General features: G+C 33.1%; 22 protein-coding genes. 11 read left to right on the top strand and 11 right to left on the bottom strand.

Going from position 1 to position 24,358, the window contains the following annotated elements; all coding sequences use genetic code 11:
* Window positions 1-71: 71 nt before the first annotated feature.
* From ACHRWY_RS02620 to ACHRWY_RS02610, 3 genes are all read right to left on the bottom strand, one after another.
* Window positions 72-647, bottom strand: a complete 576-nt coding sequence (locus ACHRWY_RS02620; RefSeq protein WP_395352228.1) for a Crp/Fnr family transcriptional regulator — start codon at window positions 645-647, stop codon at window positions 72-74.
* A 119-nt stretch (window positions 648-766) separates the two neighbouring features.
* Window positions 767-1,093 (bottom strand): hypothetical protein, encoded by a 327-nt coding sequence (locus ACHRWY_RS02615; RefSeq protein WP_395352227.1) that lies wholly within the window; start codon window positions 1,091-1,093, stop codon window positions 767-769.
* An 81-nt stretch (window positions 1,094-1,174) separates the two neighbouring features.
* Window positions 1,175-1,582 carry a glyoxalase gene (locus tag ACHRWY_RS02610; RefSeq protein WP_395352225.1) on the bottom strand — a complete coding sequence of 136 codons (408 nt, stop codon included), beginning with the start codon at window positions 1,580-1,582 and terminating at the stop codon, window positions 1,175-1,177.
* A 206-nt stretch (window positions 1,583-1,788) separates the two neighbouring features.
* On the opposite strand from ACHRWY_RS02610, the gene ACHRWY_RS02605 reads away from it, so the two are divergent.
* Window positions 1,789-2,220: a hypothetical protein gene (locus ACHRWY_RS02605; protein ID WP_395352223.1), complete on the top strand. Its 432-nt coding sequence runs from the start codon at window positions 1,789-1,791 to the stop codon at window positions 2,218-2,220.
* Between the two features lie 204 nt (window positions 2,221-2,424).
* Here the strand turns inward: ACHRWY_RS02605 and ACHRWY_RS02600 are convergent, their stop codons facing one another.
* Window positions 2,425-3,681 carry a mechanosensitive ion channel family protein gene (locus tag ACHRWY_RS02600; RefSeq protein ID WP_395352222.1) on the bottom strand — a complete coding sequence of 419 codons (1,257 nt, stop codon included), beginning with the start codon at window positions 3,679-3,681 and terminating at the stop codon, window positions 2,425-2,427.
* The gene (locus ACHRWY_RS02595) at window positions 3,674-3,961 is read right to left on the bottom strand and encodes a DUF3817 domain-containing protein (RefSeq protein WP_395352221.1); all 288 of its coding nucleotides are present in this window, start codon (window positions 3,959-3,961) and stop codon (window positions 3,674-3,676) included. Before ACHRWY_RS02595 ends, ACHRWY_RS02600 begins: the two co-directional genes overlap by 8 nt.
* Before the next feature lie 103 nt (window positions 3,962-4,064).
* Between ACHRWY_RS02595 and ACHRWY_RS02590 the strand changes: the two genes are divergently transcribed.
* From ACHRWY_RS02590 to ACHRWY_RS02565, 6 genes are all read left to right on the top strand, one after another.
* Complete coding sequence (locus ACHRWY_RS02590) at window positions 4,065-4,598, top strand: DUF6155 family protein (RefSeq protein WP_395352219.1); 534 nt, start codon at window positions 4,065-4,067, stop codon at window positions 4,596-4,598.
* 108 nt (window positions 4,599-4,706) lie between these two features.
* Window positions 4,707-6,245, top strand: a complete 1,539-nt coding sequence (locus tag ACHRWY_RS02585; protein ID WP_395352218.1) for a DEAD/DEAH box helicase — start codon at window positions 4,707-4,709, stop codon at window positions 6,243-6,245.
* 219 nt (window positions 6,246-6,464) lie between these two features.
* Window positions 6,465-7,799, top strand: a complete 1,335-nt coding sequence (locus ACHRWY_RS02580; RefSeq protein ID WP_395352216.1) for a DEAD/DEAH box helicase — start codon at window positions 6,465-6,467, stop codon at window positions 7,797-7,799.
* A 70-nt stretch (window positions 7,800-7,869) separates the two neighbouring features.
* Window positions 7,870-8,562, top strand: a complete 693-nt coding sequence (locus ACHRWY_RS02575; protein ID WP_395352214.1) for an SMI1/KNR4 family protein — start codon at window positions 7,870-7,872, stop codon at window positions 8,560-8,562.
* A 125-nt stretch (window positions 8,563-8,687) separates the two neighbouring features.
* Window positions 8,688-9,212, top strand: coding sequence for a GNAT family N-acetyltransferase (locus ACHRWY_RS02570; RefSeq protein WP_395352212.1), 525 nt, complete (start codon window positions 8,688-8,690; stop codon window positions 9,210-9,212).
* A 123-nt stretch (window positions 9,213-9,335) separates the two neighbouring features.
* Window positions 9,336-10,595 (top strand): NAD(P)/FAD-dependent oxidoreductase, encoded by a 1,260-nt coding sequence (locus ACHRWY_RS02565; RefSeq protein ID WP_395352210.1) that lies wholly within the window; start codon window positions 9,336-9,338, stop codon window positions 10,593-10,595.
* 144 nt (window positions 10,596-10,739) lie between these two features.
* Here the strand turns inward: ACHRWY_RS02565 and ACHRWY_RS02560 are convergent, their stop codons facing one another.
* Window positions 10,740-11,969: a multidrug effflux MFS transporter gene (locus ACHRWY_RS02560; RefSeq protein ID WP_395352208.1), complete on the bottom strand. Its 1,230-nt coding sequence runs from the start codon at window positions 11,967-11,969 to the stop codon at window positions 10,740-10,742.
* A 142-nt stretch (window positions 11,970-12,111) separates the two neighbouring features.
* On the opposite strand from ACHRWY_RS02560, the gene ACHRWY_RS02555 reads away from it, so the two are divergent.
* The 4 genes from ACHRWY_RS02555 (at window position 12,112) to ACHRWY_RS02540 (ending at window position 15,913) form a co-directional block, all read left to right on the top strand.
* Window positions 12,112-12,531 (top strand): hypothetical protein, encoded by a 420-nt coding sequence (locus ACHRWY_RS02555; protein ID WP_395352206.1) that lies wholly within the window; start codon window positions 12,112-12,114, stop codon window positions 12,529-12,531.
* A gap of 99 nt (window positions 12,532-12,630) precedes the next feature.
* Complete coding sequence (locus tag ACHRWY_RS02550) at window positions 12,631-13,014, top strand: hypothetical protein (protein WP_395352205.1); 384 nt, start codon at window positions 12,631-12,633, stop codon at window positions 13,012-13,014.
* A 384-nt stretch (window positions 13,015-13,398) separates the two neighbouring features.
* Window positions 13,399-15,315 (top strand): DUF294 nucleotidyltransferase-like domain-containing protein, encoded by a 1,917-nt coding sequence (locus ACHRWY_RS02545; protein ID WP_395352203.1) that lies wholly within the window; start codon window positions 13,399-13,401, stop codon window positions 15,313-15,315.
* Between the two features lies 1 nt (window position 15,316).
* Window positions 15,317-15,913 carry a PolC-type DNA polymerase III gene (locus ACHRWY_RS02540; protein WP_395352201.1) on the top strand — a complete coding sequence of 199 codons (597 nt, stop codon included), beginning with the start codon at window positions 15,317-15,319 and terminating at the stop codon, window positions 15,911-15,913.
* A gap of 122 nt (window positions 15,914-16,035) precedes the next feature.
* Here the strand turns inward: ACHRWY_RS02540 and acs are convergent, their stop codons facing one another.
* The 5 genes from acs to ilvD all read right to left on the bottom strand — a co-directional run bounded on the left by acs (window position 16,036) and on the right by ilvD (window position 24,129).
* Window positions 16,036-17,946, bottom strand: coding sequence for an acetate--CoA ligase (acs, locus tag ACHRWY_RS02535; RefSeq protein WP_395352200.1), 1,911 nt, complete (start codon window positions 17,944-17,946; stop codon window positions 16,036-16,038).
* 492 nt (window positions 17,947-18,438) lie between these two features.
* The gene (gene ilvC / locus ACHRWY_RS02530) at window positions 18,439-19,908 is read right to left on the bottom strand and encodes a ketol-acid reductoisomerase (RefSeq protein ID WP_395352198.1); all 1,470 of its coding nucleotides are present in this window, start codon (window positions 19,906-19,908) and stop codon (window positions 18,439-18,441) included.
* A gap of 83 nt (window positions 19,909-19,991) precedes the next feature.
* Window positions 19,992-20,513, bottom strand: coding sequence for an acetolactate synthase small subunit (ilvN, locus tag ACHRWY_RS02525; protein WP_395352196.1), 522 nt, complete (start codon window positions 20,511-20,513; stop codon window positions 19,992-19,994).
* A gap of 86 nt (window positions 20,514-20,599) precedes the next feature.
* Entirely contained in the window at window positions 20,600-22,288 is a 1,689-nt protein-coding gene (gene ilvB, locus ACHRWY_RS02520) for a biosynthetic-type acetolactate synthase large subunit (protein WP_395352194.1), read from the bottom strand.
* A 167-nt stretch (window positions 22,289-22,455) separates the two neighbouring features.
* A complete protein-coding gene (ilvD, locus tag ACHRWY_RS02515; protein WP_395352192.1) occupies window positions 22,456-24,129 on the bottom strand; it encodes a dihydroxy-acid dehydratase in 1,674 nt (557 codons plus the stop codon).
* Between the last annotated feature and the right edge of the window lie 229 nt (window positions 24,130-24,358).

The following is a 24,358-nucleotide window of genomic DNA, read 5'->3' as shown; positions in this document are numbered from 1 at the left end:
AAATTTTATGAAGCAAAATTACAGCGCAGATTAGGGGTAGACGATAACATTTGTTATCAAATGAAATTGCATTATTTTTTGTGAACCCATTTACTTTTTAACCGGCTTAAATGAACTGTAGTAACACCAAGATAAGAAGCAATATAATGCTGAGGAACACGCTGAATGATTTGAGGTCTTTCTTCAATTAAGTTAAGATAACGCTGAGCAGGAGAGTCTTTTATAAAAGAAACAAAATATTTCATATAATCAAATGTACGCTGAAAAAGCATATTAATTAAACGATTCCTTAGCTCCGGAATTTCCTTAATTTCTTCCAGAATTTTATCCAGGTCCTTTTTGTGAATCCACCATATAATTGAAGGTTCAATAGTTTCAACAACAACCTGACTTGGAAATTTTTTCATAAAACTTTCGATCGAAGCAACACTTTGATTTTCGAAAAAGAACTGAGTGGTCAGATCTTTTCCGTTATTGTTAAACCAAACCCTGATACAGCCTTTTTCGATAATAAAAAGCTTTTTTGAAATTTCACCTTCTTCCAATAAAACAGTTTTTGCGGGAACCTCAATGTGATTGAAACAATTAGTGTATTCAATCCATTTTGCATCGTTTAAGGGGAATTTATTTCTGAATTGGTTAAACATTAATTCTTAATCATTATTTTGTTTTTCAATCAATTTTGCAATTCTAAAAATTGCTCCTGACTTTTAAATAAATTCATCATTCATTTCAGAATTTGTCAAACATTAAATTAGTTACATTTTTATTTTTTTAAAATTATTAAATCTCCAGGAAGTAATCTCTTAGTGTGGTCGTCAAATATTTCTACCCAATCTTCCATTGCATCGCTTTCGCAATCATTAATAATTCTATACTCAGAGTAACCAGTTTTCATATCTGGCAAACTGATTATTTCTTTTATTGTTCTATTATCTAAATCATAATCTTCAGCTAAATCAATAAGGAAAAGGCATTTTTTTAATTCTTTTTTATTTGAAACATTTTGTGTAATGTCGTCAGAACTATCACTAGAAAGCTGCTGTTCAATTTTTTGTAATTCTTGCTCTATTAAATTTCTAATAAATTTCATAAATTAATTATTTTAGGAATAATTTAGTTTCATAAATTAAGTCCTACAAATGTAATATTTTAAAGAAACCAATTTTTAAATTTATTTCGAGTTGGACTCAACTTCAAACAACTGTACCTGACTTTTCAACCGGTCAATCAGTAAATTCATCATTCTTTTGTTTAAACTGGATGAGTTTTGAATATAAGCGTCATATTCTTCAATCGTAAAAAGCGCCATCACAATTCCTTTGAGGGAATTCCGGAACTTAATATCTTTTTGAATGGAATTTTCGATGGTTTGCAATTTCTTTTCGACCGTATACGAATAAAAATCAGCTTTGTTTTTATTGACATAGTTGGTAAAAACTGCTATAAACAAATCATTTTGAAGCTTCAAAATAGGTCTAATCGTCTGATTTTGAAACAACTCATCCGGAGAAGATTGATCACTAACAGTTCCTAAAGTCTCACCTCTGAATTCTCTTAAAAAAGCATCTCTATCTTCCATGTTTTTTCTTTAAATTTAGAAAAAAATCCAATGCGAAAATTAATTTTGCCCTATAAGTTAGATAAGAAATTTAAGTTGATCTAAAATGAAAATATATCTTTATACGGTTTAAAATATTCAACTCAATACTTAATTTACCATAACAAAAATTAACGTTCCTTTTAAATGAACTTAGATGGCTTATATGGTTAAAAAAACATCAATAAATGAATATAAAATCTTTATCCTTTTTTCTTTTACTTGTAATCGCAATTACGTCCTGTAATTCTAAAGACGACAAAAGCAAGTACAATCACATGGTTTATCATGCTGTAAATAATAAAGACACAGCAATTTTGGCGATAAATATTAATGACAAACGATTTTACGGACGTTATGAAGTATTCTATAATAAAATTGGTAAAGATTCCGGAGATGTAAGGGGAGATATAAAGGGAGACACCCTTAGAGGTGATTTTCATTTTATTTCTAACGGAGGAAGCTGGAAAAGAATTCCGCTGGCTTTACTAAAAAAAGAAAACAAACTATACTTAGGAAGCGGCATAATTACAACCTATTTTAATCTACCTTGTTTTATGCCCGGAACACCAATAGAATACCATAATTCGAAGTTTGTTTTTGAGGAGATAAAAAAATAGTTGCCGTTTTTTTTGTTTCAGGTTTCGAGTGTTTAACCGCAAAGAACGCCAGGATTTACGCAAGGTTCGCTAAGTATTGTATTAATAGACACAAAGCTTTGCGAACCCTGCTTTCTTTAAACATAAAATAGATTAAAATCTTTGCGTTCTTTGTGGTAAAAACTATGTTCAAAGCAAAGCAACCTGAAACAAAAAAAACTGAAACTAGTTCAAAGGTCCTATTGTTGAGGGCAATTCGAATATTTCAAGATCAAAATAAATAACAGAAGCCATAACATGATCAAAAATATCAGCCATAATATACTCGTAATTAGCCCAGCGTTTGTCGCTCGAAAAAGCATAAATTTCTAACGGAACTCCGTGCGCAGTCGACTGCAGCTGACGGCACATAATGTGCATGTCTTTATTTAAACCCGGATGAGTCACTAAATATTGCATGATATATTTTCTGAACAGTCCTAAATTGGTCATATTTCGGCCATTTAGAGAAAGAGATTTATCTACGCCACGTGATTCATTGTATTTTTCAATTTCGGCTTGTCTGGTTTCTATGTAAGAACTTATAAGCTGCACACCTTTCATATGATTGAGATCATCGTTATTCAGGAAACGAATACTGCTGCTTTTTATTAGAATATGCCTTTTGATACGTCTTCCGTCAGATTTCTGCATGCCACGCCAGTTCTGAAAAGAATCGGAACTCAAAGCATAGGTTGGAATCGTGGTTATCGTGTTATCAAAATTTCGAACTTTTACGGTTGTTAAATTAATTTCTATTACATCACCATCAGCACCAAACTTATCCATCGTAATCCAGTCGCCAATACGGACCATGTCGTTTATCGCCACCTGAACACTTGAAACAAATCCTAAAATAGTATCCCTGAAAATCAGGATAATAATAGCTGACAGCGTTCCTAAAATAGTTAATAACTCTCCTTTTTTGATACCAAATAATGTCGAAATAATCATTGCAACACCAAAAATCCAAAGCACGATCATAATAACCTGAACAAAACTGTCGATAGGCTTATCACTGTATTCCGGTTTTTGCTTCAAATAATCACGTAAAGCATTAAAAATCGTTCTGATAATCCATAAACTAATCAAAACAATATAAATACCAACGATTTTTCCAAACAGCGATTCCCAGTATTCGTATTTATCTAAAATAATAGGAACTGCTTTATATATAAAGAAAAACGGGATTAAATAAGCGGTATATTTTGTGGTTTTATTGTGAATTAAATAATCATCAAACTTGGTTTTGGTTTTTTGTGCAAAAATGGCCGTTAAGGTCACTAAAACAAATTTTGCTGCATAATATATAGCAAAAGCCAAAGCCACCATTATAGCAATATTTAAAACAAGACTGACATAAGAAGCAAAGTTGCGGCTCATTCCCCAGTCCCGAAAAAGCGGATATAAAAAGTTAAATATTTTATCCAAAAGCTTATGCATTATTTTCTAAATATTTTTTCTCAATGTAAAAAGTTCCAAAAGGAATAAGAGAAGCTATCTGAATGATTGCGAAGGTTTTTAAATCCCAATTTTGGGGCTTTCTAAGCAGGAAAGCCAGCAAAACATATCCAATAAATAAGATTCCGTGAGCCATTCCCAGCGGACGCAACAAAGTGTGGTAAAGTTCCGGATTGTTTGTTTTTATAAAAAGCATATTGGTAAATAATACTAAATAAGAGATTCCCTCTAAAATTGCAGTAACTTTGAAAATCTTGAGCATGTATATATTTTTTGAGTTTATACAAGCAAAATTAAGGATTATGGTTGGTTTTTGCGGTATGAATCAGGAAAGTAATTTACTTTTGTAATCTTAAACTTTGATAATGAGTAAACGCGATTTAAAAAAATATTTAGCCGAATTGAGCAAAGAACAACTTGAAGAGCAAATTATTGAGTTGTATGAAAAAATTAGTCCCGTAAAGGTGTATTATGACTTTGTATTTAATCCCAAAGAAGACAAACTTTTACAGGAATCGAAAGTAAAAATCTCACACGAATATTTCCCTATTAAAAAACCAAATGCAAAATGGCGCCCAAAAGCCAAAATGCGACGTTCTGTAGCTCAAAAAATCATCAAACATTTTATCATGATTGGTGTTGATTCATTTGTTATTGCAGATATAATGCTTTATAACATCGAAATTGCCCAAACTTATTCCTCCGGCAATTTTATTAAGCAGGAATTGTTTTACAAAAGTATATTCAATTCATTTGAACAAGCTGTAAATTTTTCAATTTCTAATGGAATTTTCAATGATTTCAAAGAAAGAATTATTGCGATTCAGCAACAGACTATTCAACAAAAATGGAAAAATAAGTACGATTTTGAGGCAATATTAGAAAAAACTGACTTTTAAAAGCTTTTCTTATAAAAAATCTTATTTAAAAAAAACATTTATTTTAAGTTAAAATAAGATGAATAACTGTTTTTTCGGTGTATTTTTGCAAAAATCCAAAAATAAACAATGTCTCAAAACACTTTAGAAATAGAAAGAGAAGAGAAAAAAGAACTTTATGCATACCAAAAAGGCGATATCGATGCCATTTTTGATCGCTTAGACAATGCTCCTTCGAAACATCATTTATTGTATCAATTGCCTACCGGAGGCGGAAAAACAGTGATTTTCTCTGAAATCGTTCGTCGTTATTTAGCCAATAATGATAAAAAGGTGGTGGTTCTGACACACCGTATCGAACTTTGTAAACAAACCTCAAAAATGTTAAAAGGGTTTGGTGTTTCTAATAAAATTATCAATAGTAAAGTAAAGGAATTACCGGATCAAAACGATTTTTCATGTTTTGTGGCAATGGTGGAGACTTTAAAAAACCGTATCAATGACGAAAAATTACATTTGGACAACATTGGTTTGGTCATTATTGATGAGGCACATTACAATTCTTTCAGAAAATTATTAAACTCGTTCAAAAACGCTTTTATTCTTGGAGTAACAGCAACACCATTGAGTTCGAATATAAAATTACCAATGCACCAGAGTTATGATGAGCTTATTGTGGGAGACACCATTAGTTCATTAATAGACAAAGGTTTCCTGGCGAGAGCGACTACCTATAGTTATGATGTGGGATTAACATCATTAAAAGTAGGTATCAACGGAGATTATACCGTAAAATCATCAGATGATCTTTATACCAATACCATTATGCAGGAAAAACTTTTGCATGCGTATACAGAACGTTCATTGGGTAAAAAAACCTTAATTTTCAATAACGGTATCCATACCTCTTTATATGTTTATGAAACATTCAGAGAAGCAGGTTACGATATCAGACACCTTGATAATACCAGTAGTTCTGAAGAACGTAAAGACATTTTGCAATGGTTCAAAAAAACACCGGATGCAATTTTAACTTCGGTCGGAATTTTAACAACTGGTTTTGATGAGCCAACAGTTGAAACCATTATCTTAAACAGAGCAACAAAATCGCTTACGCTGTATTACCAAATGATTGGTCGCGGATCTCGTAAGTTGCCTGGTAAAGATGAATTTACAGTTATTGACTTAGGTAATAATGCAGCACGTTTTGGTTTATGGAGTGAGCCTGTTAACTGGCAGCATATCTTTAAATCACCTGAATTTTATTTAGAAAATCTTCGTGATGATACTGAAATCGAATTGTATTTCAAATACAGCATGCCACCGGAATTACGTGCAAAATTTAGTAAAACTGCCGATGTTACCTTTGATGTTGATGAAGAGCACAAACTCATCATCAAACAAAATTTACGTTCTAAAGTCGTATTAGATAAATCACTGGAACAACATGCGGCAATGTGTGTCGATAATACTGAAACTCTGCAAGAAGCAAAATCATTAGGAAAAGAACTTGATGACGATATCGATTGCCGTATTAAACGTTATGCAAAATGTTTAAGCCAGTGTAGTAAAAACTACCGCGAATGGCTTGTCGACGATTATAAACTAAAATTAGTCTTATTAATAGGCAAAAAGTATCGTGAAAAAATCATGAACGAGCCGGATTGATCTGAAAAAGGTTAAAAAGTTTCAGGTTTCCTGTTCCAGATTGTCACTACAGAGAACCTGAAGCGTGAAACAAAAAATAATATTAAAAGGAGAAATCGTATTTAGAGTTATTTATTCTATTGCGTTTTCTCCTTTGCAAATTACTAAAAATTCATTTTTAAGTTTTAAATGTAACCTGAAACTTGAAACAAATAAAAACAAAACAAACAAAAATAAAAGATGTCTAAACAATTCTCCTCATTAGGGATTTCAGCACCAATTTTAAAAGCGTTAAGCGAACTGAACATTGTTGAACCAACAGAAATTCAACAAAAAACAATTCCGCTATTGCTATCTGAAACCCATGATGTTGTTGGTTTAGCCAAAACAGGAACCGGTAAAACAGCCGCTTTCGGATTGCCTTTATTGCAATTAATCGATACCGGATCCCCAATTGTTCAGGCTGTAATTTTGGTTCCAACAAGAGAACTTGGACAACAAATTTTCAGGAACTTAGAAGATTTTGGAAAATACATTCCAAATATATCAATAGCTTCAACTTGTGGCGGAATCCCAATAAAACCTCAAATTGAGCGTTTATCACAGCCTACACATATTGTTGTAGCAACCCCGGGACGTTTAATAGATTTGATTCAGCGTAAAGCAATCGATTTAAAACAAACTCAATATTTAGTATTAGACGAAGCCGATGAAATGGTTTCTATCCTAAAAGAAAGCCTGGATGAAATCGTAGCCGAACTTCCTAAAAAACACAGAACTTTATTGTTCTCAGCCACTTTGCCGGGAACTATCAAACAATTGATTCAGAATTACTTAAATAAAAACGTAGTTCAGGTAAGTGCCAACATGGAAACTGTTGGTAACCAAGGAATTGATCACGAATATATTGTCGTTGACCCGATCGAAAAACTCGATGTTTTAATGCACTTCCTGAATTCAAAAGACGGAGAACGCGGCATCATCTTTTGTAAAACCAAAGCCGCAGTAAACAAATTGGCGAAAAACCTGGCAATAAACCGTTTTTCTTCAGGAGCATTACACGGAAGTTTATCTCAGGGAATTCGTGACAGAATCATGGAGCAATTTCGCGAGGGACACATCAATATTCTGGTCGCAACCGACTTAGCCGCAAGAGGAATCGATGTAAAAGAGATTTCTTATGTAGTCAATTATCATTTACCGGATACCTACGAAAACTACGTTCACCGTAGCGGAAGGACTGCAAGGGCAGGAGCAAAGGGACTTTCTTTAACTGTATTACAAGAAGAGGAAACGATTGAAATTCCGGAATTTGAAAAAGAATTAGGAATTAAATTTAAGAAATTCCAAAAACCTTCAGCAACAAGTTTAGAAGAAAATAATATGCTTTTGTGGGCAAAACAAATCTTTAAGACAAAGCCCAATCATGATCTTTCAGCAGATTTAAAAACGAATGTAAAAACCGTTTTTCATCATCTTACCAAAGAAGAATTAATCGAAAAGTTAATGGCAAATTACGTTTTGCAAAACAAGGTTGAAGTAACTGAAAAACCTGTTAAAAAATTCAAAAAGTAAGATTTATTTTCGTAATTATTGTTATTATTGTACTTTTTATAATTGCTGCATTATCTAAATAGACAATAAAATGTATGAAAATTTATTTTTAGGAGCAAGTCACTTAGACCCAAACAGAGAAAAAAAAGCAAAAGGTATTAATCAGGATATTTTTGAATTATTACCAAAAGATTACATAGAGTTCCTAACCAATTTTGGTGAGGGAGAATATTCCCATGAAATAAATATACACTTTCCAGACGAAAATATCATACCTGAAACATTTAAAGATGATACAGATTTTTGGGAATATGATAAAAATTTTACTGAAAAAGACCTTTTAAATGCAATTGCAATAGCTACAAGTTTTGATGGAGATATTATTTGCGTCAGCCTCGAAAAAAAGAATAAAGTTTTTATACTGCCCAGACATGCTGATAAGATAAGTTCATACAATACTTTTCACGAAACAATAAATAAGCTAACTGAAGGATATGAGGATAAATTCTTTATGCCCTTTTTTGACCGTGAATATATACAGATAAGTTTAATAAAAGAACGTAAATTAAATGATATATATCCAATTCACGAGACATTTTTACATGAATTCAAGTTTGACTTTTGCTTTAACCAAAAGGCACAGCCTGAATATCTTATAAAAGAATTTGGTTTCAGAATCAGGTTTGATTTAATCTATAAAAATAATATTTCTATTTCCTATCAAAAACAGTTTAAATCTAAAATCAACCATATAATTACGAGGATTGAAGAACTATCAAACTAAAAATTAAGTCACCAGATAACCTGTTAAAAAATTCAAAAAGTAACATTCTGTATTTTTACTTTTCATAGTTTGTGTTGTATTTTTATAGTTTAATTTAAGCTTTAAAAAACAACGCACAGTTATCCATGGAAAATATTGAAGTAAAAAGAATATCATTACAAGAACTCGAACAATTACAAAAAATTGGCAGGCAAACTTTTCAGGAAACTTTCTCAGATTCAAATTCTGACGAAAACATGAAAAAATATCTGGACGAGAAATTTTCCGTTGAAAAACTAACGGAGGAACTTACCAATAAAGACTCAGAATTTTATTTTGCAATTCTTGACCATACTGTAATTGGTTATTTAAAGGTAAACTTCGGAGAATCTCAAACAGAGTTAAAAGACAGTAAAGCACTTGAAATTGAACGCATCTACGTTTCAAAAGAATTTCACGGAAAAAAAGTTGGCCAAGTACTTTATAAGAAGGCAATTGAAATTGCCAAACAAAAAAACAGCGACTATATATGGTTAGGTGTTTGGGAGGAAAATCTGAGAGCGATCAGTTTTTATACAAAAAATGGTTTTGTTGAATTTGACAAACACATTTTTAAATTAGGAAACGACGAGCAAACAGACATTATGATGAAACTAAAATTAGCGAATTAATTCTGCATTAAATTTAAAAGAAAACTCAAATTGGGTTTTTCTATGTGGAATTATAATGTTAAATTTATACAACTGCTAAGAACAAATAGTGGTACTCATTAATCCTATTTAACAACAATATATATGAATATAGTCATCATAGGAGGTGGTTTTGCAGGTCTGAATCTTGCAAAAGAACTTGTAAACCATCCTCAAATTCAAGTAACCCTTGTAGACAAAAACAATTATAACTTTTTTCCACCACTTATATATCAGGTTGCAACCGCTTTTTTAGAACCTTCAAGTATCAGTTATCCTTTTAGAAAATTCTTTGCCGGCAAAAAAAACCTGCAATTTCGTTTAGGCGAATTACTTTCTGTAGTTCCTGCCGAAAATAAAATAATCCTTAACAACGGAGAATTAACATACGATCACTTAGTTTTTGCTACAGGAGCCGAAACCAGCTATTTTGGTATGGAAAACGTAATGAAAAACGCCATTCCGATGAAAACCTTAAATGATGCCATCGAAATGCGCAATACACTGCTTAAAAACCTGGAAAAAGCAGCTATCACTAAAGACATTCGTAAACGCCGTAAACTATTAACGATTGTAGTTGCCGGAGGAGGACCAACAGGAGTAGAGGTTTCAGGAATGTTTGCAGAAATGCGTAAAAACATCCTGTTGAAAGAATATCCGGAGTTGGAAACATCAGCCAGTAATGTGTATTTGGTCGATGGGGGAGACGCACTACTCGCCCCTATGAGCAAAGCTTCACAAGAAGATACTTTAGACGCGATTACAAAATTGGGTGTTGTAGTAAAACTTAATAGCCGCGTTACTGATTATATAGATGATACGGTACATTTTGCAAACGGAGAAACAATTAAAACCAAAAATCTAATTTGGGCTGCCGGAGTTTCTGCTAAAATATTCGAAGGAATTCCAACTGAAAGTTACGGTCGCGGAAGACGTATGGCAACCGATCAGTATAATAAAGTAAACGGACTTATAAATATTTACGCCATTGGTGATACAGCAATTTTAGCCGGAGATAAAAATTTCCCTGACGGACATCCTCAGGTTGCCCAGGTTGCCATTCAGCAAGGATTAAATTTGGCTAAAAACTTTAAAGCTTTAGTTCAAAACAAACCTCTTAAACCTTTTGTTTACAATGACAAAGGATCTATGGCGATTATAGGAAAAAATAAAGCTGTAGTTGATTTACCAAGTCCAAAATGGCATTTCAAAGGATTTTTTGCGTGGATCATCTGGTTGTTTATTCACTTAATTTCTTTGATAACATACCGAAACAGATTAAATACTTTCTGGAATTGGATGGTTGCATATTTCGCCAGAGATCAATCCCTTAGAATGATCATCAGACCGGATAAAAGATCATAAAGAAGAAATTCTCGTTTTTTCAAATTCCAAAAATTAAACGTTTTAATTGAACATAAAAAAAGCCAGAATTTAATAATTCTGGCTTTTTTATTTCAGTTATGTTATTTGATGCAAAAGGATTCAAAAATTAGAATCTGTTTATTTTTAGTGCCCAGCTAAAACATCATCATCCTTAGAAGCTTCTACTTTTTCTTTAATAAAACGCTTACCAATATTTAGAACAATAAAAGCAATAATTGTAGTGGATGTCATGATAAACACCATAGGCGCTACAGAATCTTTAACAAAAATACCTACGGCAAATGACGCCAAAGCTCCCAAGCCTAATTGAATCGCACCCATTAAAGCCGAAGCACTTCCGGCATTTTTAGCAAATGGTGCCATAGTAAGCCCCGCTGTATTAGGATTTGAAATCCCCAAACAGCCTAAAAATAAAAATAACATTGCAATAGTTTCATATAATCCTAACAGACCATTCAATGAAAGTATCAGAAAAACGATGCTTATTATCGATTGCAAAATCAATGCTGCGAAAATCATTTGCTCACTGGAAAATTTTTTCAGTAAAACCGAATTCAACTGGCTGGAACCTATAAAACTAACCGACATAAAAGCAAAAATCCATCCATATGTTTTTGCGTCAACATGATAAATATCCATGAAAATGATAGGTGAGGCTGCTACATAAGTAAACAAACCCGAAAAAGCGATAGAACCTGTAAAAGCATACGTAAAAAATTGAGGCTCTTTAAGTACCTTTAAGAAATTAGAAATAATAGGTTTCGGTTTTAATAAAATTGAAGTGTCCGGTTTGTAACTATTAGGTAAACCAATCTGAGAAGCAATTAAAATAGCAATTCCCATGCACATTAGTATTAAAAATACCGTATGCCAGCCATAATCCTCGGTTACGTAACCACCAATTGTTGGCGCTAACATTGGCGAAAGACCCAGAACGAGCATTAAAAGAGAAAATACTTTTGGAATATCTTTTACAGGAAACAAATCACGCACCATAGCAACAGAAGCCACTGTTGCAGCGCAACTACCAATAGCCTGAATGAAACGCAATATTATAAAGGAATCAATATCGGCAACATAAACACATCCTAATGAGGCTGCTATATAAACCATTAATCCAACAAATAAAGGTTTTTTACGACCAAAACGATCCAACAATGGCCCGTAAAGCAATTGACCTGCAGAAATTCCAATAAAATAACTGGATAAACTCATCGAAACTTTTGCTGCCGTAGTATGCAAATCTTTTGCAATTCCTGAGAAACCAGGTAAATACATGTCTATTGAAAATGGTCCAAGCGCTGTTAAAGAACCTAAAATAAGAATGAGTGTAATATATTTTTTTGTTGTCATTTTATTAAAAAATTGCTTTTAATTTTCTGCAAAGGTAAATATTTAGTATCTTGTTGTAGATAATAATTACTTTTAATAAAAAAGTAGTTATTATATAAGTTTTAAAAATTGTTTTGAAACATTAACTCTTAAATTTTAAATTATGAAAAAATTCACTTTACTATTAGCTCTTATTTTTACCACAATGTCATTCGCACAGTCAATTACAACAAAAATTGAAGATGCAAGTCCGGAACAATACGCATTACTTCAAAAAGTAAATGAATATTACCCGGATATTACTTTAAACAAATCCGTTACCAATTTTTATGCTGATGGAAAAATTATTGATACACAACAAGAATTTAATTTAACGACATCAAAATTTTCAAGTTACAGGTTGGGTATTGAACCGGATAATAAAAAATTGGTTTTTGAATACGTTTCAGATGAAACCGGAAAAGTTTACGGTGATGTTCAAATCTTTAAAGGAAATGCATTAAGAACAACTTTCTCTGAAAAAAATAATGAGATAAATGTAGCTTTAAATGGAAAATCTGTTTATCTGAAAAAAATAAAATAATACACAGAATAAATAAATGAATAAAAAGCATCACAATTGTGATGCTTTTTTGCGTTATATTTGAAACCTATTCATTCAAACAAAATTTTCCAGATTATAATGAGAAAAATAATGCTATTGGTACTGTTAATTTCTTTTTCAGCACATTCACAAATAAATAAGTTTACCGGAACATGGAGCACTGAAAACTGTAAAACTTGCAGCAAAGAATATATTTTAACCATTACCATAGCGCAATCTAATGGTAAAATTTTTGGCACCGCAGAAGTTATAAGCAGCAACGCCGATTTGAAAAGTGATATTATGGAGCTTAACGGATATGTCTCAACTTTAGGCGAAAAAGCGTATATCACCTTAAAAACAAAAAACAATCTTAACGCAAATGCTGTACTGTACGCAAATGATGCCATTTTACAATTTACTAAACGAGGAGGATCTGATATCGTTCCAAAAGAAACATTTCTAACAAAGCTTTACGAATAGAATAATACTAAAAGATGCCCGAAAAGCATCTTTTTAAAATATATACTTTTGACCTATAATTTATATTATGTAAAATAGAATTTATTAGAAACTACTCCATACCGCAAATCATCGCTTTTGAAATGTAGCCAAAACAAACAGCCTTTATTTAAAATAATTAATAAATCATATCTTTATAACAGTATAACTATTTGTTCTGTATTGTCAAACATTCAGAATCGTTAATTATTACAATTTAAAGCGCCGATAAATTATTTTAAAGCCCATAAATCCATAAAACTTAACATTTGTTTAAAATAATTAGATTCTGGCAATCTTGCTTTCATTGTAAGATTTAATTTTCTTATTTTTACATTCGATACTTTAAAAAAAACTATCACATATATGAATACAATTGCTGAGCATATTGCAGATTTTTTAAAAGAATACCCGCCATTTGATAATTTAACTTTTCAGGAATTATCTGATATTGCAACAAATATTCGTGTAATTAACTTAGAAAAACACGCCATATTATTTCAAAATAATGATGTACTTCATGATAGCTTTTATGTTGTCGCTTCAGGCGTAATCAATTTAACTACCATTGCTGATGCTGAAGAAACGATTATAAATAAATGTCATGAAGGTGATATTTTTGGTTTACGCCCGTTTTTTGCCAAAAATAATTATATGATGACGGCTAAAGCCCGTGAAGAAAGCATTATTTATGCAATACCAATTGCTGTTTTCAGACCTTTTGTGGCTAATAATTCCGATGTCCTGAACTTTTTACTTGAAAATTTTGCTATAAATTCAAGACATACAAAAGACAATGTAAATTCTAACGGAAAATTAATTTCTGATACTGCTTTCTACGTAGATCAACAATCAGAAATGCAATATATACAATCACTGGTATATAATAATTCACCATTAACAACTGAGGCAAATCATATCGTAAAAGATGTCGCTATTTTAATGACCGAATCAATGGTTGATAATATTGTGATTTGCGAAAAGAACAATCCAATTGGTATTGTTACAAATGCTGATTTATCTTCAAAAATTGCAACCGGACGCTACCCTATTACTGAAACCATTGATAAGATCATGTCTTCACCGGTGGTTACCGTAATTGAAAACGTATCATTGGCCGAGGCGCAATTACTAATGTTAAAGCACAATGTTACGCATTTATGTGTTACTAAAGATGGTACAAGCAAATCTGCTGTTAAAGGAATTATTTCTGAACACGATTTAATTGTAGCTCAAGCCAGTAATCCGGGTGTTTTAATTAAAGAAATTAAGCGCTCGCAATTACCAAAAGATTTAAAACAAATACGGGATCGCTTGTCTGATTTGATTCAGAATTCTATTCAGAAAAACATACCGATCTCTCATATTAGCAATATTGCAAGTGAAATTAACCTGGCAATCATTAAACGTGCTGTCGAGTTATCAATTTTAGATCTGGGCTCACCTCCTGCCCGATTTGCATGGCTAAGTATCGGGAGCCAGGGCCGAAAAGAACAACTTTTATTAACGGACCAGGATAGTATCTTAATTTTTGAAGATGTTGCGCCCGAGAAATACAGAGAAGTAAAAGATTACTTTTTACGATTGGCAAAAAGAACCACTTCTATATTGGAAAAAGTAGGTTATGAATATTGTCCAAACGGACACATGGGAAGCAATATGTTATGGTGTAAATCATTGACAGACTGGACAAAACAATACAACAGCTGGATGAATACTCCAGGTGAAAACAGCAACGATTTAAGTAGTATTTTCTTTGATTATGAAATTGTTTTTGGAGAACCGAAAATAGAAGAAGTAATTGAAAATGTCATTTTTAAAAATGCTGTAAATAATACTTTATTTTTCGACTTCTTAGGAAATGATGCCTTAAAAAGAAATTCTCCTTTAAGTTTTTTCAAAAAATTTATTGTCGAAGAAGAAGGTCCGAATAAAACAAAATTTGATATTAAAACACGTGCCTTAATGCCATTAATTGACTCAGCCCGTTTGTTAATCTTAAATGCCAATATAAAAGGAATTAAAAACACTTATTTAAGATTCAAGCAATTAGCGATAACAGATTCTAAAAATGCCGAAATTTATTTAAGTTGTGCTGACGCTTTTTTAACGCTGTCAAAATTTAGAACTGTCGAAGGATTAAAAAATGATGATTCCGGGCAATATATAAATTTAAGAGAGATGTCTAAAACAGACAAAGAGAAGTTAAAAAATGCTTTGACACCAATGAAAGACCTTGAGGAATTAATTAAGAGCAAATTTCAACTGACACAATTCTCGTAATATGCTAGATTGGATTAAAAATATCAACAAAGAGTATCCGGATTTCTGGAAGGAATACTTAACTAAATTTGAAACCAAACCAAACAGATTCGTAGTTTTATCTACTGAAACTTCAGGATTAAACCCAAATAAGGATGTAATCTTGTCTCTTGGTGCTTTTTCTGTTATAGAAGATAGTATTGTAATAAAGGACAGCTTCGAAGCTGTTTTATTACAATACAAGTTTTTGCAGGATAACGGACTTTCAAATGAATTTATCATTGATAGTAAAATGCTTAAAATGCCGGAACCTGATGCATTAGAAGCTTTAATTAATTTTATTGGAAACGCCATTTTGGTGGGTCATCACATTAATTTTGATATAGAAATGCTAAATGCAGCTTTAGAACGCCTGGATTGCGGAAGATTAAAAAATGAAGCTTTAGATGTAGACATGATGTATCGCAAACTAATGGATATTAATGACAAACAGTATTCTTTAGATGATTTGACTGAAATATTCAAAATTCCTAAAAGTGACAGAAACTCATCTTCTGAAGATGCCTATAAAATTGCACTTTTGTTTTTGAAATTAAAATCAAGATTAGGAATAAAATAAAACCGCAGAAGTTATATATGAAAAAAGAAGATTTAAAAATCTTTAAAAAATATAAATTCAGAACAATAAAAATGCCTCTTAAATTTAATTAAGAGGCATTTTTTTCTATTAATGGTCAGGAATTAAGAAATCCTGTCTTTTTTAATTTCATCCACAATTTCAGGATTTAATAATGTTGAAGTATCTCCAAAATTAGAATAGTCTCCTTCGGCTATTTTACGTAAAATTCTACGCATGATTTTTCCGGAACGTGTTTTTGGCAAACCAGACACAAACTGAATTTTATCCAGTTTTGCAATTGGCCCAATGTGATCAGAAATATATTGGTTAATCTCTTTAGACAGATTTTCCTTATTTCTTACTTCTCCGGTTTCTTTTAGAATTACATAACCATATAAAGCATTTCCTTTGATGTCATGCGGGAATCCAACAATAGCAGATTCAGCTACTGCAGGATGTTCGTTAATTGCATCTTCAATTGGTGCAGTACCTAGATTATGACCCGAAACAATCACAACATCATCCACTCTGCCTGTGATTCTGTAATATCCAACTTCGTCTCTTAACGCTCCGTCTCCTGTGAAATATTTCCCCGGGAAAGAGGAGAAATAAGTGTCCTTGTAACGTTGGTGATCTCCCCAAATTGTTCTGGCGATTCCTGGCCACGGAAATTTGATACACAAACTACCCACAACCTGGTTTCCTTCAATTTCGTTGCGTTTTTCATCCATTAAAACAGGCTGAATTCCCGGTAATGGCAAAGTAGCATACGTTGGCTTAGTTGGCGTTACAAAAGCGATTGGAGAAATCATGATCCCACCAGTTTCAGTTTGCCACCAGGTATCAACCACAGGACATCTTTTATCTCCAACGTGGTCATTAAACCAGTGCCATGCTTCTTCGTTGATTGGCTCTCCAACTGATCCAATAACTTTTAATGATTTTAAAGGATATTTCTGAATATAATCTAAGCTTTCTTTTGCTAATGAACGAATAGCAGTTGGTGCTGTATAGAATTGTGTGATTTTATGTTTTTCGATAATATCCCAGAAACGGCTAAAGTCAGGATAAGACGGAACTCCTTCAAAAATTACAGTTGTACCTCCGTTCAACAAAGGTCCGTATAATATGTAAGAGTGACCCGTAATCCAGCCAATATCAGCAGTACACCAGAAAATATCATTTTCTTCATGGCTGAATACATTTTTAAAAGTATAAGCCGTATAAACCATATATCCGGCAGTGGTATGCACCATTCCTTTAGGTTTTCCTGTTGATCCTGAAGTATATAAAATAAATAAAGGATCTTCGGCATCCATGATTTCCGCAACGCTATTATCTAAAGCTGCATCTAATAAAGGTTGTAACCATTCATCACGGCCTTCTTTCATTTTAATTTCAGTTTTGGTTCTTTTTACAACCAGAACTTTAGAAACTGACGGACAAGTATCCAATGCCTCATCTACAATTCCTTTTAAATCAATTGTTTTGTTCCCTCTGTAACCACCATCAGAAGTAATTACCATTTTACACTCACAATCATTAATTCGTGCAGAAACTGCCGAAGCCGAAAATCCTGCAAAAATAACCGAGTGAATTGCCCCTATTCTGGCACAAGCCAAAACAGAAACTGCCAATTCAGGAATCATAGGCAAATAAATACAAACTCTATCGCCTTTACGAACACCTTGCTCACGCAAGACATTTGCCATTTTTGAAACTCTTTCGTATAATTCGTTATATGATATATGTAAAGCAGTTTCAGAAGGATCATTAGGCTCAAAAATGATAGCCGTTTTTTCTCCTCTTTTGCTTAAGTGTCTGTCAATGCAATTTTTGGTAATGTTAACTTTTGCATCCGTAAACCATTTTACTTCAGCATCAGCCATATTGAAATCTACAACTTTCTCCCATTGTTGGTACCAGGTAAAATTTTCTTCAGCTATTTTCCCCCAAAACTTCCTTGGCTCCCTTATTGACTTATTGTAATGTTTAAAATATTGTTCTAAATTTTCAATTTTATAATAACTCATAGTTTGTTGAATTTTTTTATAAATGTATTAAATATCAGCGTATTCTTAAAATTATTTAATTCATAAATTTTATCAAATAAAAACACATATTAAAAAAAATATGATCTTTTTATGCATATAACATAAAATTTTGGTTTTTTGAATAAAAATGCAAAACGCAAAAAAGGCATGATAAATAAATACCATGCCTTTTTAATTTTAACAATTTCAATAACAATTAATTTTGTAATTCTGCATTACAATGCGTTATCCTATTTTGAAAATAGCAGCAACTTTATTAATTAAAACAGAAATTTCAACTAGTACATTTATTGCTAAACATACCCTTCCTAAGGGATTAGCTTCACTTAACTTTGTGAATCACAAAAGTTAAGTGAATGCAATATGCATCTATATCCATTTTCTTAATAAGTGCTTACTAATTCAAAATATTATATAAAACAGAGATACAGTGCAAATCCCACATTCGAATGTGTGGTAATTCCCAATTTATTATCCAATTTTTTTCATTGCAGTCATCGATTCTCTCAACCATGCTCCTACTTCTTCGATAGGATGTTGGCGAATTTCTTTGTTTACTGCAATTAGGACAGCATTATCTACTCCGTTTGAAGTCGAAAATGGTTTTCCAATTATATTTGTTTCAACAGTTTTCATGAACTCTGTTAATAATGGCTTGCAGGCGTGATCAAATAAATAACAACCATATTCTGCTGTATCCGAAATAACGCGGTTCATTTCAAATAATTTTTTTCTTGCAATTGTATTTGCAATTAACGGCAACTCGTGCAATGACTCATAATAAGCAGATTCTTCAATAATTCCTGCTTCTGTCATAGTTTCAAAAGCCAATTCAACACCAGCTTTAACCATTGCGATCATTAAAACTCCATTATCAAAATATTCCTGCTCAGAAATGGCAGCATCTGTTGGCGGTGTTTTTTCGAAATTAGTTTCTCCTGTAGCAGCTCTCCATGTCAATAGATTCGCATCGTCATTAGCCCAGTCAATCATCATGGTTCTTGAGAATTCTCCGGAAATAATATCATCCTGATGTTTTTGGAATAATGGACGCATGATATCCTTTAATTCATCTGCAATTTCGTAAGCTTCAATTTTTGCAGGATTAGAAAGTCGGTCCATCATATTAGTGATTCCACCGTGCTTCAAGGCTTCTGTGATAGTTTCCCATCCGTATTGAATTAATTTTGAAGCATAAGCCGGCTCGATTCCTTTTTCGACCATTTTATCAAAACATAAAATAGAACCCGTTTGTAATAATCCGCAAAGAATAGTTTGCTCACCCATTAAATCTGATTTTACTTCAGCTACGAATGATGATTTCAAAACTCCTGCTTTATGACCTCCGGTTGCAACTGCATAAGCTTTTGCCTGATCTAAACCAAAGCCGTTTGGATCGTTCTCCGGGTGAACTGCAATAAGTGTTGGCACACCAAAGCCTCTTTTATATTCTTCACGAACCTCAGATCCGGGACATTTAGGAGCACACATAATTACTGTGATATCCTTACGAATTTGCATTCCCTCTTCAACAATATTAAAACCGTGAGAATAAGCTAAAGTTGAACCTTGTTTCATTAATGGCATAATGGCGGTTACTACAGCAGTGTGTTGTTTATCCGGTGTTAAGTTACAAACTAGATCAGCAGTTGGAATTAATTCTTCATAAGTACCTACAGTAAACCCATTTTCAGTTGCGTTTTTGTAGGAAGCCCTTTTTTCTGCAATTGCATCTGCACGCAATGCATAAGAAATGTCTAAACCAGAATCTCTCATGTTTAAACCTTGATTCAAACCTTGTGCACCACAACCTACAATGACAACCTTTTTTCCTGCTAAAGCCGAAATCCCGTCTGCAAATTCTGATTGTTCCATAAACTCGCAAACTCCTAATTGTTCTAATTGTAATCTAAGTGGTAATGTGTTGAAATAATTTGCCATTTTGTTTTAAAATATTTAATGAAATGAAATTTAATAATTAATTTATAAAGTGTTGCGATCTGAAAACCGCTGTTCAATTGTTATTATTTGAATGTTTCTAATAATGTTGAAATTTCCATTTTTTGCTTAGAAACCGATATTCTGCCGGAGCGTACAAATTGCATAATGCCATAAGGCTTAAACTTTTCATACAATTCTTCAATTTCAGATCGTCGTCCTGATTTTGAAATGACGAAGAAGTCACGAGATACCGTTACAATGGTAGACTGACTGTCTTTGATTATATTCTGAATTTGTTTCTCATCAAATAACAAACTTGAAGCAATTTTGAACAAAGCATTTTCTAAATAAATAGTCTCTTCATCTGTATGATAAAAGGCTTTGATTACTTCGATTTGTTTTTCAATTTGTCCTACGATATTTTTAACCCACTTCTCTGTTGTATCTACAACAATAATAAATCTTGAAACATTCTCTATTTCTGATTCTGAAACGTTTAAACTTAATATATTAATGTGACGCTTTAAGAATATCCCGGATATTCTGTTTAACAAGCCTACATTATTTTCTGAATATACCGATATGGTAAATGTTTTATCTTCCATTTTTTTTTTAGTTTATTTTGTTTCAGGTTTCAGGTTTCACGTTCTAAACCTGAAACTCAAAAAAACTTAAAACTTGAAACTTCTTTTTAACTTAATCTAATTTCTGAAACACAAGCCCCTGTAGGGATCATTGGAAAAACGTTGTTTTCCTTTTCTACCATAATCTCTAGGAAGTAAGAATCTTTTGAAGCCAGCATTTCAGCTACAGCTGCATCCAGATCTTCTCTTTGTGTGACTTTTTTAGATTTAATATGATATCCTTCGGCAATGGCAACAAAATTTGGATTGATCATTTTAGTTGAAGCATATCTGTTGTCAAAAAATAATTCCTGCCACTGACGTACCATTCCTAAAAATTCGTTGTTTAGGACCACAATTTTTACCGGAACCTGAGTCTGGAAAATAGTACCTAATTCCTGAATTGTCATCTGAAAACCGCCATCCCCAATAATGGCTACAACTTCGCGATCAGGCCTTCCCATTTTGGCTCCAATTGCAGCCGGCAAAGCAAATCCCATTGTTCCTAAACCTCCGGAGGTAATATTACTTTTTGTCGAATTGAATTTAGCATAACGACAAGCAAACATTTGGTGTTGGCCCACATCTGAAACAATAATAGCATCACCTTTTGAGTGTTTATTAATCATTTCCATTGCTTCACCCATTGAAATACCTTTATTGTTTGTTGGGTTTAACTCTTCATTTATAACTGTTTCTACTTCAATTTTATGCAATTCCCTGAATTCATTATGCCATAACTCATGTGATTTTGACTCAATTAAAGGCAACAATGCATTTAAAGCTTCTCTTACGTCACCTAAAACAGCGACTTCTGTTTTTACGTTTTTATCAATTTCAGCAGGATCAATTTCAAAGTGAATTACTTTGGCCTGTTTTGCATAAGTATTCAGATTCCCTGTAACACGGTCATCAAAACGCATTCCTAATGCAATTAAAACATCGCACTCATTCGTTAATAAATTCGGCCCATAGTTTCCATGCATTCCCAGCATTCCAACATTTAAAGGGTGATCTGTTGGTAAAGCTGAAAGGCCTAAAATAGTCCAGGCAGCCGGAATTCCTGATTTTTCAATCAACGCTTTTAGCTGTTCTTCGGCCTGACCCAGAATAATTCCCTGACCAAAAACAATGAATGGCTTTTTTGCACTATTGATTATAGCAGCCGCTTCAGATACTTTATCCAATTGCAATTTGGGAACTGGTACATAACTTCTAATTCCGGTGCATTTTTCGTAACTAAAATCAAACTCATCAAACTGAGCATTTTTAGTAATATCAATTAATACGGGTCCGGGACGTCCGGAACGTGCAATATAAAAGGCTCTTGCAATAATTTCAGGAATCTCTGAAGCTTCTGTTATCTGATAATTCCATTTCGTTACCGGAGTTGAAATTCCGATAATATCCGTTTCCTGAAAAGCATCAGAACCCAATAGATGTTTTCCTACCTGGCCCGTAATACAAACCATTGGAGTTGAGTCGATTTGAGCATCAGCAATTCCGGTTACTAAGTTTGTTGCCCCCGGTCCTGAAGTCGCAATGGCAACCCCAACTTTTCCTGTAGCTCTTGCATAACCCTGAGCTGCATGTGTTGCACCTTGTTCGTGACGTACCAAAACATGGTGTAATTGATCCTGAAATTTATATAATTCGTCGTAAACCGGCATTATAGCTCCACCCGGATATCCATAAACCAAATCTACTCCTTCTTCTAACAAACATCTTATAACGGCTTCTGCCCCTGATATTTTCATAGTATATTTTTTTTATCAATTTCAAATTCGAAAATCAATAACAAAATTCAACAGCAATGTCAAAAATCAATTTCTATGATATATTTTAAATTGATCTTCTTGTGTTTTATTACTTTTGAATTTTGTGATTGTTATTCATTGACATTGATTTTTGATATTATTTTTAATTAATTATCGGTAACGCAACCCGTAGAAGCGCTTGAAACCGATCTTGCGTATTTAAGCAAAACTCCTTTTGTAACTTTTAGCGGTGGCTGAACCCAAGCCGCTTTTCTGGCTGCAAATTCTTCGTCAGATATTTTCAGGTCGATTGTATTTTTTACAGCATCAATAGCAATTAAGTCACCATCTTTTACTAAAGCAATACCTCCGCCGTCATAAGCCTCTGGTGTAATGTGTCCTACGACAAAGCCATGTGAACCTCCAGAGAACCTGCCGTCTGTAATCAGCGCACAGCTGCTTCCTAATCCGGCTCCAATAATAGCAGATGTAGGTTTTAGCATTTCAGGCATCCCCGGACCACCTTTTGGTCCACAATACCTGATGACGACTACATTACCCGGTTTTATTTTTCCAGCCTCAAGACCCGGAATTACTTCAAACTCACCTTCAAATACTACAGCAGGACCTTCAAAATATTCTCCTTCTTTTCCGCTGATTTTTGCAACCGCACCTTCAGAAGCAAGATTCCCGTATAAAACCTGAATGTTTCCTGTTGGTTTTAAAGCTTTGTGAATTTCATGAATAACTTGTTGTCCGTCTTGTAAATCAGGAGTAGTAGCTAAATTCTCCGCTACTGTTTTTCCGGTTACGGTCAGACAATCTCCGTGAATCAATCCTACTTTTAGTAAATATTTCATGATAGAAGGAATACCTCCCACCTCGTGAATATCCTCCATCATGTATTTACCACTTGGCTTCATATCTGCCAATACTGGTGTTTTATCATTAATGGCCTGAAAATCATCTAAAGTAATTTCGATATCAACAGCGTGAGCCATTGCAATTAAGTGCATAACTGCATTTGTAGAACCTCCTAAAACTGCAACAATGGTAATCGCATTTTCGAAAGCTTTACGAGTCATGATATCTCTTGGCTTAATATCTTTTTCTAATAATATTTTAATAGCTTCTCCTGCAGCAAGACATTCGTCTCTTTTATCCTGACTTAAAGCAGGATTAGAAGAACTGTATGGCAAACTCATACCTAATGCTTCAATTGCTGAAGACATTGTATTTGCTGTATACATACCCCCGCAGGCACCAGCTCCCGGACATGCATTCTGAATCACGCCTTTAAAATCTTCCGGAGTAATTTCGTTTTTTACTTTTTTTCCTAAAGCTTCAAAAGCAGAAACAATATTCAAAGATTCCCCTTTCCATTTTCCTGAGTGAATTGATCCTCCATAAACCATAATCGACGGGCGATTTACTCTTCCCATCGCTATTAAAGCTCCTGGCATATTTTTATCACAACCCGGAATTGCAATAATACCATCGTACCATTGTGCTCCCACAACTGTTTCAATAGAATCTGCAATTACATCACGGGAAACCAATGAAAAGCGCATTCCCTCTGTTCCGTTAGAAATTCCGTCACTTACACCAATGGTATTAAAAATAAGTCCGACCAGATTAGCATCCCAAACACCCTTCTTCACATCTTTTGCTAAATCATTCAAGTGCATGTTGCAGGTATTACCATCGTAACCCATGCTCACAATACCTACTTGCGCTTTTTTCAAATCTTCTTCAGTTAAACCAATACCGTACAACATCGCTTGCGCCGCAGGTTGTGTTTGATCTTGAGTGATGGTTTTGCTGTACTTATTTAATTCCATTATGTATTATTTTATTTTAATTTTTATTCAAAAAAAAACCTTCCAGTATTTGGAAGGTTTGTAATATAGTTTTTCAATTATATTTATACCATTCCCGATGCAGATGTGTGAATCACATTGACAACAACGACAGAAGTAATAATAATTGAGATTTGCATCATTTATTTTTTTAGTGTGACAAAAGTATAAAAACTTTAAGAACTAAAAAAATAAAATCTCAACATTTTCA

The organism is Flavobacterium sp. FlaQc-48 (assembly GCF_044007335.1).
Classification (GTDB): Bacteria; Bacteroidota; Bacteroidia; order Flavobacteriales; family Flavobacteriaceae; genus Flavobacterium.
Note: the sequence above shows the minus strand (reverse complement) of the source record. Positions and strands in the feature narration are given on the sequence as shown.

Bases quoted from the DNA above. Each gene is read 5' to 3' on its own strand.
- ACHRWY_RS02540 (WP_395352201.1), top strand. From the start codon at position 15,317: ATGCTAGATTGGATTAAAAATATCAACAAAGAGTATCCGGATTTCTGG.
- ACHRWY_RS02590 (WP_395352219.1), top strand. From the start codon at position 4,065: ATGAGTAAACGCGATTTAAAAAAATATTTAGCCGAATTGAGCAAAGAA.
- ilvD (WP_395352192.1), bottom strand. From the start codon at position 24,129: ATGGAATTAAATAAGTACAGCAAAACCATCACTCAAGATCAAACACAA.
- ACHRWY_RS02610 (WP_395352225.1), bottom strand. From the start codon at position 1,582: ATGGAAGATAGAGATGCTTTTTTAAGAGAATTCAGAGGTGAGACTTTA.
- ilvN (WP_395352196.1), bottom strand. From the start codon at position 20,513: ATGGAAGATAAAACATTTACCATATCGGTATATTCAGAAAATAATGTA.
- ACHRWY_RS02620 (WP_395352228.1), bottom strand. From the start codon at position 647: ATGTTTAACCAATTCAGAAATAAATTCCCCTTAAACGATGCAAAATGG.
- ACHRWY_RS02605 (WP_395352223.1), top strand. From the start codon at position 1,789: ATGAATATAAAATCTTTATCCTTTTTTCTTTTACTTGTAATCGCAATT.
- ilvB (WP_395352194.1), bottom strand. From the start codon at position 22,288: ATGAAAATATCAGGGGCAGAAGCCGTTATAAGATGTTTGTTAGAAGAA.
- ilvC (WP_395352198.1), bottom strand. From the start codon at position 19,908: ATGGCAAATTATTTCAACACATTACCACTTAGATTACAATTAGAACAA.
- ACHRWY_RS02595 (WP_395352221.1), bottom strand. From the start codon at position 3,961: ATGCTCAAGATTTTCAAAGTTACTGCAATTTTAGAGGGAATCTCTTAT.
- ACHRWY_RS02575 (WP_395352214.1), top strand. From the start codon at position 7,870: ATGTATGAAAATTTATTTTTAGGAGCAAGTCACTTAGACCCAAACAGA.
- ACHRWY_RS02555 (WP_395352206.1), top strand. From the start codon at position 12,112: ATGAAAAAATTCACTTTACTATTAGCTCTTATTTTTACCACAATGTCA.
- ACHRWY_RS02565 (WP_395352210.1), top strand. From the start codon at position 9,336: ATGAATATAGTCATCATAGGAGGTGGTTTTGCAGGTCTGAATCTTGCA.
- ACHRWY_RS02615 (WP_395352227.1), bottom strand. From the start codon at position 1,093: ATGAAATTTATTAGAAATTTAATAGAGCAAGAATTACAAAAAATTGAA.
- acs (WP_395352200.1), bottom strand. From the start codon at position 17,946: ATGAGTTATTATAAAATTGAAAATTTAGAACAATATTTTAAACATTAC.
- ACHRWY_RS02600 (WP_395352222.1), bottom strand. From the start codon at position 3,681: ATGCATAAGCTTTTGGATAAAATATTTAACTTTTTATATCCGCTTTTT.
- ACHRWY_RS02570 (WP_395352212.1), top strand. From the start codon at position 8,688: ATGGAAAATATTGAAGTAAAAAGAATATCATTACAAGAACTCGAACAA.
- ACHRWY_RS02560 (WP_395352208.1), bottom strand. From the start codon at position 11,969: ATGACAACAAAAAAATATATTACACTCATTCTTATTTTAGGTTCTTTA.
- ACHRWY_RS02550 (WP_395352205.1), top strand. From the start codon at position 12,631: ATGAGAAAAATAATGCTATTGGTACTGTTAATTTCTTTTTCAGCACAT.
- ACHRWY_RS02545 (WP_395352203.1), top strand. From the start codon at position 13,399: ATGAATACAATTGCTGAGCATATTGCAGATTTTTTAAAAGAATACCCG.
- ACHRWY_RS02585 (WP_395352218.1), top strand. From the start codon at position 4,707: ATGTCTCAAAACACTTTAGAAATAGAAAGAGAAGAGAAAAAAGAACTT.
- ACHRWY_RS02580 (WP_395352216.1), top strand. From the start codon at position 6,465: ATGTCTAAACAATTCTCCTCATTAGGGATTTCAGCACCAATTTTAAAA.